The sequence below is a fragment of the Klebsiella sp. D5A genome (genome assembly GCF_001620885.1).
In the GTDB taxonomy this organism is placed as follows: Bacteria; Pseudomonadota; Gammaproteobacteria; order Enterobacterales; family Enterobacteriaceae; genus Klebsiella; species Klebsiella variicola.
Genome location: NZ_LOAR01000012.1, coordinates 89,721 through 101,906 on the forward strand (window position 1 = coordinate 89,721; position 12,186 = coordinate 101,906).

At 55.3% G+C, this 12,186-nt stretch carries 13 protein-coding genes, 1 pseudogene and 1 riboswitch; of the genes and pseudogenes, 6 read left to right on the top strand and 8 right to left on the bottom strand.

The window, feature by feature from the left end:
* The first annotated feature begins 110 nt into the window (after nt 1-110).
* Nucleotides 111-1,682 (top strand): EAL domain-containing protein, encoded by a 1,572-nt coding sequence (locus tag AS136_RS17995; RefSeq protein ID WP_063266887.1) that lies wholly within the window; start codon nt 111-113, stop codon nt 1,680-1,682.
* A 33-nt stretch (nt 1,683-1,715) separates the two neighbouring features.
* Here AS136_RS17995 and yoaE read toward each other — a convergent pair whose 3' ends face one another.
* Nucleotides 1,716-3,275 (bottom strand): CNNM family cation transport protein YoaE, encoded by a 1,560-nt coding sequence (gene yoaE, locus AS136_RS18000; RefSeq protein WP_008804290.1) that lies wholly within the window; start codon nt 3,273-3,275, stop codon nt 1,716-1,718.
* 446 nt (nt 3,276-3,721) lie between these two features.
* Between yoaE and manX the strand changes: the two genes are divergently transcribed.
* From manX to mntP, 5 genes are all read left to right on the top strand, one after another.
* Nucleotides 3,722-4,693 carry a PTS mannose transporter subunit IIAB gene (gene manX / locus AS136_RS18005; protein ID WP_008804289.1) on the top strand — a complete coding sequence of 324 codons (972 nt, stop codon included), beginning with the start codon at nt 3,722-3,724 and terminating at the stop codon, nt 4,691-4,693.
* 56 nt (nt 4,694-4,749) lie between these two features.
* Nucleotides 4,750-5,550 (top strand): PTS mannose/fructose/sorbose transporter subunit IIC, encoded by an 801-nt coding sequence (locus AS136_RS18010; protein WP_004203359.1) that lies wholly within the window; start codon nt 4,750-4,752, stop codon nt 5,548-5,550.
* A 12-nt stretch (nt 5,551-5,562) separates the two neighbouring features.
* On the top strand, nt 5,563-6,414 hold the full coding sequence (locus AS136_RS18015; RefSeq protein WP_004145526.1) for a PTS mannose transporter subunit IID: 852 nt from the start codon (nt 5,563-5,565) through the stop codon (nt 6,412-6,414).
* Nucleotides 6,415-6,476: 62 nt separating this feature from the next.
* Nucleotides 6,477-6,935, top strand: coding sequence for a DUF986 family protein (locus AS136_RS18020; protein ID WP_008804288.1), 459 nt, complete (start codon nt 6,477-6,479; stop codon nt 6,933-6,935).
* A gap of 199 nt (nt 6,936-7,134) precedes the next feature.
* A riboswitch (yybP-ykoY riboswitch) is annotated at nt 7,135-7,237 on the top strand.
* A gap of 117 nt (nt 7,238-7,354) precedes the next feature.
* A complete protein-coding gene (gene mntP, locus AS136_RS18025) occupies nt 7,355-7,921 on the top strand; it encodes a manganese efflux pump MntP (protein WP_008804287.1) in 567 nt (188 codons plus the stop codon).
* A 3-nt stretch (nt 7,922-7,924) separates the two neighbouring features.
* On the opposite strand, the gene rlmA is transcribed toward mntP, so the two are convergent.
* The 7 genes and pseudogenes from rlmA to mgrB form a co-directional block, all read right to left on the bottom strand.
* On the bottom strand, nt 7,925-8,719 hold the full coding sequence (gene rlmA, locus AS136_RS18030; RefSeq protein ID WP_023322886.1) for a 23S rRNA (guanine(745)-N(1))-methyltransferase: 795 nt from the start codon (nt 8,717-8,719) through the stop codon (nt 7,925-7,927).
* Nucleotides 8,720-8,779: 60 nt separating this feature from the next.
* A complete protein-coding gene (gene ftsI, locus AS136_RS18035) occupies nt 8,780-10,528 on the bottom strand; it encodes a peptidoglycan glycosyltransferase FtsI (RefSeq protein WP_008804285.1) in 1,749 nt (582 codons plus the stop codon).
* A 187-nt stretch (nt 10,529-10,715) separates the two neighbouring features.
* Nucleotides 10,716-10,925, bottom strand: a complete 210-nt coding sequence (gene cspE, locus AS136_RS18040; protein WP_001062678.1) for a transcription antiterminator/RNA stability regulator CspE — start codon at nt 10,923-10,925, stop codon at nt 10,716-10,718.
* 85 nt (nt 10,926-11,010) lie between these two features.
* A pseudogene (locus AS136_RS27075) lies at nt 11,011-11,082 on the bottom strand (DUF2627 domain-containing protein); the annotation flags it as partial.
* Between the two features lie 97 nt (nt 11,083-11,179).
* Nucleotides 11,180-11,389 carry a hypothetical protein gene (locus AS136_RS28495; protein ID WP_153242727.1) on the bottom strand — a complete coding sequence of 70 codons (210 nt, stop codon included), beginning with the start codon at nt 11,387-11,389 and terminating at the stop codon, nt 11,180-11,182.
* A gap of 284 nt (nt 11,390-11,673) precedes the next feature.
* Entirely contained in the window at nt 11,674-11,964 is a 291-nt protein-coding gene (locus AS136_RS18045; RefSeq protein ID WP_002911374.1) for a YebO family protein, read from the bottom strand.
* Between the two features lie 74 nt (nt 11,965-12,038).
* Nucleotides 12,039-12,182 carry a PhoP/PhoQ regulatory lipoprotein MgrB gene (mgrB, locus tag AS136_RS18050; protein ID WP_002911375.1) on the bottom strand — a complete coding sequence of 48 codons (144 nt, stop codon included), beginning with the start codon at nt 12,180-12,182 and terminating at the stop codon, nt 12,039-12,041.
* Nucleotides 12,183-12,186 lie beyond the last annotated feature (4 nt).

Sequence of the window (12,186 nt, forward strand, 5' to 3'; positions counted from 1 at the left end):
CCTTCAACGGCGCATTTTCTTTTTTCTATACCTGGCGATATTCTGCCACTACAATTGCTCTATTAAATAAGCCACGCTTAACCACTCGTCCTGTCGACAGGGTGTCGCACATGCAGACTGCACAAAAAGTCATTACGGCCTATCGTCGCAAACGCATTATTGTCTGCCTGCTGGTAGCCCTGCTAACCCTGGGTACCACCTTAGCTATCCGATTTATTTCACAGCGTAGCGTAAATGAAGAGTACATTCGCACTGCCGCCAGCCAGCGGGTCACGGCGCTGGATAACATCCTGCGTCCACTGAGCGCAGAGCGGGCGACGCTACTCTCCCTGGTCGACAAACCCTGCATGGATATTCATCTCACACTGCGCAAAATGGCGGCCTCGCTGCAGACGGTCCGCTCCGTCGCGCTGGTGGCGTCAGGGATGATCTACTGTTCCAGTATCTTTGGGCAACGGCAGGCGGATCTGCACCAGCTGCAGCCCGCGCTTCCGGCTCACCACCCCTTACTGCTCTTTTCTACCGACAACTCACTGCTCAAAGGCACACCGGTGCTGATCCAGTGGTATCCAGCCTCGGAAAGCGGCTTCGACGGCGTGATGTTAATTGTCAATATCGAGCTGCTGGGAACCTTAATTCTCAAGGAAAAATCGCCCCTGATCAGCGACGTCAGCCTGCAGGTCGGCGACCATTATTTTATCAGCGGCCTCGGCCTGATTGACAAAGCGCACGCCCCGCAGGCGTCGGTGATTTATCGCCAGCGCTCCACAGAATTTCCCTTTACCATCAACATTAACGGTCCGGGTGCCGCGACTATCGCGCTGGAGGAGCTGCCCGGTGAGCTGCCGCTGGCCCTCATCTTCAGCCTGTTGATGACCGGCATCGCCTGGCTGGCCACCGCCGGCAGAATGAGTTTCTCGCGAGAGATAAGTCTCGGCATCACGGCCCGGGAATTTACCCTCTGGTGCCAGCCGCTGCAGGATGCGCGCAGCGGACGCTGCTGCGGGGTGGAGATCCTGCTGCGCTGGAACAACCCCCGCCGCGGCGAGATTTCGCCCGAGGTATTTATTCCCATCGCCGAAGGGGACAATCTGATTATTCCCCTCACCCGCTATGTGATCGCCGAAACCGCCCGCCGCCTGGATGCCTTCCCCAGCGAGCCGCATTTTCATATCGCGATTAATGTCGCTGCCCGTCACTTTGCCCACGGTTTGCTGCTGCATGACCTGCACAATTACTGGTTTAGCGTCAATCCGGTACAACAGCTGGTGGTTGAACTCACCGAACGCGATGTCCTGCAGGATGGCGACCAGCACATGGCCGAACATTTGCATTTAAAAGGGGTCCAGCTGGCGATAGATGATTTTGGCACCGGTAACAGCTCGCTCTCGTGGCTGGAAAAACTGCGGCCGGACGTGCTGAAGATCGACCGCTCGTTTACCAGTTCCGTCGGGATAGACAGCGTCAATGCCACGGTGACGGATATTATTATAGCCCTCGCCGACCGTCTGAATATCGTTACCGTGGCCGAAGGGGTGGAGACGCTGGAGCAGGAAAGCTATCTCCGGGGCCACAGCGTCGATGTGCTGCAGGGATTTTATTATGCCCGGCCGATGCCGATAGAGGCGTTTCCGGCGTGGCTGGCAGACAGAGAGGGGCAGAAAAGCGAGGGGGGAGAATAGCTCGCCGGCCACAGGGGCCGACGAGCAGGGCAATTACTCTTCTTCGTCGCTCAGCGGACGGGTGACCACCGCGCGGACCAGGTCGACCCGGTAATCATTCGCTTCCACCACGGTAAACTGCAGCGGCGGTAGCGACACGGTGTCGCCAATGCGCGGGATATGGCCATTGACGGCGATCACCAACCCGGCCACCGTGGCAATATCCTCATCTTCATTGACCAGCGCATCCAGTCCAAGCGCCTGCTGCAGCGCATGCAGGTCGGTCGAGCCTTTGATCAGCCAGCCATCGCCGTCAATGACGATCTCCGGCGTCTCATCGGCATCCGGGAATTCACCGGCGATGGCTTCCAGGACGTCCAGCGGCGTCACCAGCCCCTGTACCATGCCAAACTCGTTGGTCACGATGACAAAGCTGCCGCGCGCGCGGCGCAGAACGCCGAGCAGATTGATCGGGTCCAGCGTTTCCGGGACGACAATCGCCGGGGAGGCAGAGGCCAGCGCCGCAACGTTTTCGCCCGCCTCAAGGGCCACCAGCAACTCTTTCGCCCGCACGATACCGATGATTTCATCCAGCTCTCCGCGGCAGACCGGGAACAGACTGTGCGGCGACGAGAGCAGCTGACGACGAATTTCGTCATCACTCTGTTCGGCGTCGACCCAGCTGATTTCACCGCGCGGGGTCATAATACCGCGCAGGGAGCGCTGGGCCAGCGTCAGCACGCCGTTAATCATGTAACGTTCTTCTTCGGCAAACGCCCCTTCCGGCACCGGTATGGCTGCCGGGCTGTCGGCGTCATGGCTGACGGAGGTCTGTTTCCGGCCGCCCATAAGGCGCAGGATCGCATCCGCGGTACGGGCACGCAGAGGCAGCGTCGACTGATGTCGGACAAAGTTGCGTCGCGCCACCTGGTTGAAGAACTCGATGATGATCGAGAAACCGATCGCCGCGTACAGATACCCTTTCGGAATATGGAAGCCAAACCCTTCCGCCACCAGGCTCAGGCCGATCATCAACAGGAAGCTCAGACAGAGCACCACCACCGTCGGGTGCTGGTTGACAAAGCGCGTCAATGGCTTCGACGCCAGCAGCATCATGATCATGGCGATCACCACCGCCGCCATCATCACCGGCAGATGGTTAACCATCCCGACCGCCGTGATCACCGCATCCAGAGAGAAGACGGCGTCCAGCACCACGATCTGCAGTACCACCACCCAGAAACTGGCATACCCTTTACCGTGACCGCTATCGTGCTGGCGGTTTTCCAGCCGCTCATGCAGTTCAGTCGTCGCCTTAAACAGCAAGAAGATCCCGCCGAGCAGCATGATAAGGTCGCGCCCGGAAAAGGAGAAATCAGCGATAGTAATCAGCGGCTTCGTCAGGGTCACCATCCAGGAGATCACCGACAGCAGCCCCAGGCGCATCACCAGCGCCAGCGAAAGGCCGATCAGTCGCGCTTTATCGCGCTGCTTCGGCGGCAGTTTGTCCGCCAGGATGGCAATAAACACCAGGTTGTCGATACCGAGCACAATCTCCAGAACGATAAGCGTCAACAGGCCAGCCCAGATTGAGGGATCCATTAACAATTCCATGTACGACTCCGGTTAGCGGCAAGCTGAGTCATCGCCATGTCATGCATGGGCGCGACAATAGGTGCTGAGAGAAAAGCGTGATGCGTGGAGGTGGCAACCAGGTGCCAGAAAGTGAAAAGACGTCGATGACGGTCCATACTGCGGGCTATGCCCTATACTCCTGAGTAATTAAACGGAAGTTAAACATAGCAAAATATAGATCGAAATTGGAAAAAATTTACCTGAATTTGCAATAACTAAGGCTATTTTTTGCGCTGCAAAATTATTACCAGGCGATGCCTGATTAACGGATCTTCATCACATTAATTATTTTTTCACTGTCTAAAATAATTCGCGGTAGTAACTATTTTCTATCTTACACCCTAACTGAATCGATTTTGTCCTCAAGAGTGATTCAGGATGTATCAAAGCAGATGATGCATTCACGATAATAAAGGAGGTAGCAAGTGACGATTGCTATTGTAATAGGCACACATGGTTGGGCTGCAGAACAGCTGCTGAAAACAGCAGAGATGCTGTTGGGCGAGCAGGAAAACGTTGGCTGGATCGATTTCGTTCCGGGTGAAAACGCCGAAACGCTGATCGAGAAATACAATGCCCAGTTGGCAAAACTGGATACCAGTAAAGGCGTGCTATTTCTCGTCGATACATGGGGAGGCAGCCCGTTCAACGCTGCGAGCCGCATTGTCGTCGATAAAGAGCATTACGAAGTTATCGCTGGCGTCAACATCCCGATGCTGGTGGAAACCTTCATGGCCCGCGATGATGACCCTTCGTTTGATGAACTGGTCGCCTTAGCGGTGGAGACCGGTAGCGAAGGCGTGAAAGCGCTGAAGGCCAAACCGGTGGAAAAAGCGGCTCCCGCGCCAGCCCCTGCCGCGGCGCCAAAAGCCGCCGCGCCGGCCAAACCGATGGGCCCGAACGACTACATGGTGATTGGCCTCGCGCGCATTGACGACCGCCTGATCCATGGTCAGGTCGCCACCCGCTGGACCAAAGAGACCAACGTCACCCGCATCATCGTCGTCAGCGACGAAGTGGCCGCGGATACGGTGCGCAAAACCCTGCTGACCCAGGTTGCACCACCGGGCGTCACCGCCCACGTGGTGGACGTCGCCAAAATGATCCGCGTTTACAACAACCCGATGTACGCCGGGCAGCGCGTCATGCTGCTGTTTACTAACCCGACCGACGTTGAGCGTATCGTCGAGGGCGGCGTGAAAATCACCAGCGTCAACATCGGTGGTATGGCGTTCCGCCAGGGCAAAACCCAGGTTAACAACGCGATTTCGGTCGATGCCAAAGATATTGAGGCGTTTAACAAGCTGAACGCACGCGGTATCGAGCTGGAGGCACGTAAAGTGTCCACCGACCCGAAACTGAAAATGATGGATCTGATCGCCAAGGTTGATAAATAACCCGGCCGATCGCGCCCCAGTTTTCACTTTAAGACTTAATCAACAGGAGAAGTACAATGGAGATTACCCTTCTTCAGATTGTGCTGGTGTTCATCGTCGCGTGTATTGCGGGTATGGAGTCGGTGCTTGATGAATTTCAGTTCCACCGTCCTCTGGTCGCTTGTACGCTGATCGGTGCCGTTCTCGGCGATATGAAAACCGGTATTATCATCGGCGGTACGCTGGAAATGATCGCTCTGGGTTGGATGAACATCGGTGCGGCGGTTGCACCTGATGCCGCGCTGGCGTCCATTATTTCCACCGTTCTGGTTATTGCCGGCCATCAGAGCATCGGTGCCGGTATCGCGCTGGCTATCCCGCTGGCGGCGGCAGGCCAGGTGCTGACCATTATCGTTCGTACCATCACCGTAGCCTTCCAGCACGCGGCAGATAAAGCGGCGGAGAATGGCAACCTGACCGCCCTGTCGTGGTTGCACGTCTCGTCCTTGTTCCTGCAGGCGATGCGTATCGCTATCCCGGCCGTCATCGTCGCCATTTCCGTCGGTACCAGCGAAGTCCAGGGCCTGCTGAACGCGATCCCTGAAGTGGTCACCAGCGGTCTGAACATCGCCGGCGGTATGATCGTGGTTGTCGGTTATGCGATGGTCATCAACATGATGCGCGCAGGCTACCTGATGCCGTTCTTCTACCTCGGCTTCGTCACCGCCGCCTTCACCAACTTCAACCTGGTAGCCCTGGGTGTGATTGGTGCGGTCATGGCTATCCTCTACATCCAGCTGAGCCCGAAATATAACCGCGTCGCCGGTGCGCCGGCTCAGGCGGCTGGTAACAACGATCTCGATAACGAACTGGACTAACAGGTGAGCGAAATGGTTGATATGACTAAAAATACCACCGAGAAAAAACTCACTCAGAGTGATATTCGTGGCGTGTTCATTCGTTCTAACCTGTTCCAGGGGTCATGGAACTTCGAACGTATGCAGGCGCTGGGCTTCTGCTTCTCTATGGTTCCGGCAATCCGTCGCCTGTACCCGGAGAACAATGATGCGCGTAAGCAGGCGATTAAACGTCACCTTGAGTTCTTCAACACCCATCCTTACGTTGCCGCTCCGGTACTGGGCGTAACCCTGGCGATGGAAGAGCAGCGCGCCAATGGCGCAGAGATTGACGATGGCGCCATCAACGGCATCAAAGTCGGTCTGATGGGGCCGCTGGCCGGCGTCGGCGACCCGATCTTCTGGGGTACCGTGCGTCCGGTGTTCGCGGCCTTAGGCGCTGGGATCGCGATGAGCGGTAGCCTGCTCGGTCCTCTGCTGTTCTTTATCCTGTTCAACGCAGTGCGTCTGCTGACCCGTTACTATGGCGTCGCCTATGGTTACCGCAAAGGCGTGGACATCGTTAAAGATATGGGCGGCGGTTTCCTGCAGAAACTGACTGAGGGGGCGTCAATCCTCGGCCTGTTTGTCATGGGGGCGCTGGTTAACAAGTGGACGCACGTGAATATTCCGATGGTGGTGTCAAAAATCACCGGTTCTGACGGACAGGTTCACGTCACCACGGTGCAAACCATCCTCGACCAGTTGATGCCGGGCCTGGTACCGCTGCTGTTGACCTTCGCCTGTATGTGGCTGCTGCGCAAGAAAGTTAACCCACTGTGGATCATCGTTGGCTTCTTCGTCATCGGTATCGCGGGCTACGCTGTCGGCCTGCTGGGTCTGTAATTTCCAGGTTGTACGCCGGGGGCTTGCCCCCGGCTTTTTTTTATCAGGAGGAACGCAAAGCAATGACATTCACGGACCTGGTGATCATCCTGTTTATCCTTGCGCTACTGGCCTACGCGGTGTATGACCAGTTCATTATGCCGAGGCGGAACGGCCCGGTGCTGCTGGCCATTCCCCTGCTTCGCCGCAGCCGCGTTGACGGTCTGATCTTTGTCGGCCTCACCGCCATTCTGATCTATAACAACATTACCCAGCACGGCACCCCGATCACCACCTGGCTATTATCTGCCCTGGCGCTGATGGGTCTCTATTTATTCTGGATCCGTACGCCGAAAATCATTTTTAAACCGCGCGGTTTTTTCTTCGCCAACGTGTGGATAGAATATCAGCGAATTAAAGAGATGAATTTATCCGAGGACGGCGTGCTGGTGATGCAATTAGAGCAACGGCGGCTGCTTATTCGCGTACGAAATATCGACGACCTGGAGAAAATCTACAAACTTCTCGTTTCAACTCAATGAGTTATAAATATAGCCAGCGCTATATTTTCCAGTTTTTCTCTGGAAAAACATATAGCCATGGCTATATTTCCCCTGCCTCCTCTTCCCTTTTTTATTAACTATTTATTTACTTATAAATTTAAATGAAAATCGTTATCATTTGGTTATTAAAATAGCCGTCTTCTGTTATTGTTTTATATTCTAAAAATATGTTAAGGTTGCGCCCGTCGTTGGGGAGTAGCCGATTTCCTGTTTGCCAGGAAATGTACGTGTCAACATACTCGTTGCAAAACGTGGCACGTACGGGTTGAAGTGATTCAATCAGGCGAGACCATAGATACATCACTGCTGTACGTATTGCTCAGCCATTGAGCGGCTCCGCGTATATTTACTGGGGGCAGCGATGTGTCATATGGATTATCCCCGGTCAGGACACGCACATGAATTTATCCGCTACCATTCTTCTCGCCTTCGGCATGTCTATGGACGCCTTTGCAGCCTCTATCGGCAAGGGTGCCACCCTGCACAAACCTAAATTCTCAGAAGCCGTCCGCACCGGGCTGATTTTTGGCGTGATTGAAACCCTGACCCCGCTGGTCGGCTGGGGACTCGGCATGTTGGCCAGCCAGTTTGTCCTCGAGTGGAACCACTGGATTGCCTTTATTCTGCTGGTGTTTCTCGGCGGGCGAATGATCGTGGAAGGTGTTCGCGGCGACAGCGACGAGGCGTGCGACGCGCCTCGCCGTCATGGTTTCTGGCTGCTGGTCACCACCGCCTTCGCCACCAGCCTTGACGCGATGGCCGTTGGTGTGGGTCTGGCCTTCCTGCAGGTCAGCATTGTGACCACCGCACTGGCGATCGGCTGCGCGACGTTTCTTATGTCGACGCTGGGGATCATGGTCGGTCGCTTTATTGGCCCGCTGTTGGGCAAACGGGCCGAAATCCTCGGCGGTATTGTGCTGATTGGCATCGGCAGCGAAATCCTCTGGAGCCATTTCGCCGGTTAAGCCTTACGCCTCGCGCTGCCAGCAATGGATCATGAAGTCGGTCTGGCAGCCAAACGTCGCCTGCTGACGCAGCGCGGCGTGCACCTCAGGCTTAGCCCGCCACGCGAACGGCGTCATCTGCAGCAGCGCCTGCGCTTCACTTCCCGTCAGGGTCATCGGATAGGCCAGCTGCTGCTGAGCGTCCAGGCGGAATCCCGGCATCGCTTCCGTCTTCAGCTCATGCAGGCGTACCTCATCGTAAATCAGCCCTTTTAGCTCCAGCAGATGGCGGGGTCCCGGCGTGGCGGTGATCACCCATCCGCCAGACCGCACCACCCGCGCCAGCTCTTCGGCGTTGCAGGGGGCGTAAATGCGCACTACCGCATCGAAGCTGTTATCGGAGAACGGCAGACGCTGGCTGGAGGCGACGCAAAAACTGACCTGCGGGTAGCGTTTTGCCGCCGCGCGGATCGCTGGCTTCGACACGTCCAGCCCCCAGCTATGGCTGGCGATGGTGGCAAACGCGTGGGTGTAATACCCTTCGCCACAGCCGATATCCAGTAAATCCGCAGGGGCGTAGTGCAGCAGCCGTTCGGCGATCGCCTCCCGTAGCGGCTGATAATGACCCGCATCCAGAAACGCCCGCCGGGCCTGCATCATCTCAGCGCTATCGCCGGGATCGCGCGACCGCTTGAACTGCACCGGTAGCAGATTGACGTACCCCTCTTTCGCCAGATCGAACTGGTGCCGCTGCGGGCAGGAATAGTGGTTGTCGCCTTGGCTTAACGGCGCGTGGCAAAGGGGGCAACTGTATGACATGACGGCTCCGGTGTTGCTAAAGGGCGAAAGTGTAGCGCTATTCGCCCCTGCAGACCACTGTTACAGCGCCGGCGCCAGCGGATGGCTGTCGTGCATCACGATCAGATTCTCCGCCCCTTGCGGCATGCCGTCCGGCATGACGTTCTCCAGCCGCAGGACATCCCCCATGATCTGGCTGAAGACCGGCGCGGACACCGCCCCGCCGTAATAGGAGCCATTACTCGGATCGTTCATCACCACCACCAGCGCAAACTGTGGACGACTGGCGGGCGCCACGCCGGCGGTGTAGGCCACATATTTATCGATATATTTGCCGTCCGGACCGATTTTCTTCGCCGTCCCGGTTTTTACCGCCACCCGGTAGTCGCGCACTGCCGCTTTGGTCCCGCCCCCCCCCGGGAGCGCCACGCTCTCCATCATATGCTCTACGCTGTGCACGATGTTCTCCGGCATCACCCGCGTACCTATCACCGGCGGATCGATGCGGGTTATCGATAACGGTCGTTCAATACCGAAACCGCCGATAGTCGCGTAGACGTGCGCCAGCTGGAGCGGCGTCACCATTAACCCATAGCCGAACGCGAAGGTAGCGCGATCCAGCTGCCCCCAGTAGCGGCGATGCGGCATCAGCCCGGCGCTTTCCCCGGTCAATCCCAATCCGGTCGGCTCGCCGAACCCAAATGCCTGATAGGTATCAAGCAGATGCTGCACCGGCATAGCGAGCGAGAGATGCGACACGCCGGTATCACTGGATTTTTGCAGGATCCCGGTCAGACTCAGCTCCGGATAATAGCCAACATCGCGGATGCGGTGGCCGTCGAGGACAAACGGATGGGTGTCCACCACGCTATCCGGCTGGACAATCCCCTGCTGGAGCGCGGTCATGATCACCAGCGGTTTGACGGTCGACCCGGGTTCGAAGGTGTCGCTGATGGCGCGGTTGCGGAAATCATCCAGCGTCGCGCTGTCGCGATTGTTCGGATTGAAGTCCGGGTAGCTGGCCATCGCCAGAATCTCACCGGTATCAATTTTGATCAATACCGCCGCCCCGGATTCCGCCTTATTCCAGCGAACGGCATTATCCAGCGCATCTTCGGTCACCGTCTGCAGACGTTCATCAATACTCAGCTGCAGATTATGCGCCGGGACTGGCGGCACTTCGGTAATATTTTCAATAACATTGCCATGTTTATCTTTGCGCACCAGGCGTCGTCCGGGTTTGCCGGTCAGCTGGGCATTAAAGCTTTTCTCCACCCCTTCGATGCCCTGATTATCGACGTTGGTAAAGCCCAGCAGATTGGCAGCCACATGACCAGCCGGATAGAAACGTCGCGATTCATCGCGCAGATAGACGCCCGGGAGATGCAGTTTATCAATCCACTCCGCCTGCTCCGGATTGATCTGACGCGCCAGATAGAGAAAACGGGCGTGAGGATGACTTTGTACCCGTTGGGCCAGCTCCCCGAGGTTGAGATGCAGTGCTTCGGCCATTGCCTGCCAGCGAGGACCATAACCAACACCACCCTTCTCCATGGTGGTCTGCGGGTCGATCCAGATAGCGCTGACCGGTACGCTCACCGCCAGCGGTCGTCCTTCGCGGTCGCTAATCATGCCGCGCTCCACCGCCACGGGCTCTTCGCGCAGAGAACGCATGTCTTCTTGTTTTACCAGGTTATCGGGAGAGACAATTTGCAGCCAGCCCACGCGGGCCAACAGCAGTCCCAGACAACCAAGAATGGCCACACAGAGTAACCCGAAGCGAATCGGGGTAAAGCTGGCGGCGGACTTCATTTTTTTCTTTAGCACCATAGCTCCGGCATCATTTTGCAACCATCTGATTTAACAGAAAATTAGCAAAACAGACTGCTACACAATGCTAATAAAGTTGACTATTTGCAACAAGACGCGACGGAAGGGGGTAAAATGACATGCTTTGCAATAAAAACGCAAAAGCCCCGCGCAGGCGAGGCTTTTATACAAGAAGAGTGGTCTTGTATCAGATAGCAGTTACGTTAACTGCAGCCGGACCTTTCTGGCCGTCCTGAATTTCGAACTCAACGTTCTGGCCTTCAGCCAGAGTTTTGAAGCCGTTACCCTGGATAGCGGAGAAGTGTACGAACACGTCTTTGCTGCCATCAGCCGGAGTAATGAAACCAAAACCTTTAGACTCGTTGAACCACTTAACTTGACCTTTAATCTTTGCCATTTGCAAAATTCCTTAGACTGTTTTCTTCGCCTGCTGGCGTTTACATAGATAAAACTGACACATAACTGCATGAGGCACTAATTTAAGGTTCGGCAGAGAAGCGGTATTCAACGACAACGTGTTTACTCAGGACTTCTTTACTGAAAATGCCACACATAAACAGAACTGTACCTCGTTTAACCCGAAACGTGTTATCACATACTACGTAAATAATGGCAAGCCATTTTTAAACGTGTCACGATCGTTCGCACAAATTATAAGGTAATCATTTGATCGCCTGCACATTTATGCGTCTTTGCCGCTCCTGGCAAGGCGTTATAGCATTCGCTAATATCACCTGGTTGCTGCCTCATTACTGCAACTTTTTTACCATAGCTCAACAACTTCGCTTCGTCCAGGTATGTACGTATACGAACCGCCATGCTGACGGCGCTTCGCTGAAGGCGATGAATATTAATGCGCATAATTACTCATAACAGCAGACGAAAAATCGCTAAAGCCGTACCAGTGTAGTGATAATAAAACCTGTTAGTCGTCACGCTAAAAATAGAGCTAATTCTGCACCTTAATAATGAAAAAATGATGACAGTGTCACATTCCAGGGCAATAAACGCGGCGGGAATGACTTTATTTACAGCGTGTAAAAAAGGGAATAATGCGCGGGGAAAGGAATAATGGAATAAGAATAAGCTATTACTGCCAGCTATCATGCAGGTGCGCATCTTATGATGCACACCTGTGGAGGTACTTAGCGCTCTGCCACCAGGCGGATAAACTCATCCTCTCCTTTCGCCTTGCCTGCGACGGTCGGCTCGGCCACGTCCTCTTTTTCCGGCGCATTAGCTTCGCAAAGGCGACGTAACAGCGCATTCTGCCGCTTTTGCTGATCCAGCAGCGCTTGCAGCAGTTCTATCTGCTCGTTCGCCCGCGAACTGGCGCGGTTGACGAAGAACCATAACAACAGACCGACAAGCAGCAACGCGACGGATACAGCCAGCGAAGCCAGATTTAAGATCCCAGGATTTAGTAACTCACTCATTTCACCACCTCAAAGAGAAGGCGTTCATTCTACCACCCACACCGCAGAAGGAAATCAGTCGTCAGAAAAATGTCTTACCACGGGATGAATTTATTGATAGTGCAAATGCCGCTGAAAAACTGAACATCCTGGTCGCACATTACGTTAAGCATCTGAGTCCACAGCAACAGGCAGCCTGCTATGATGACTATCAGTAAAACCCACCGTAATTTTTTCACTCCA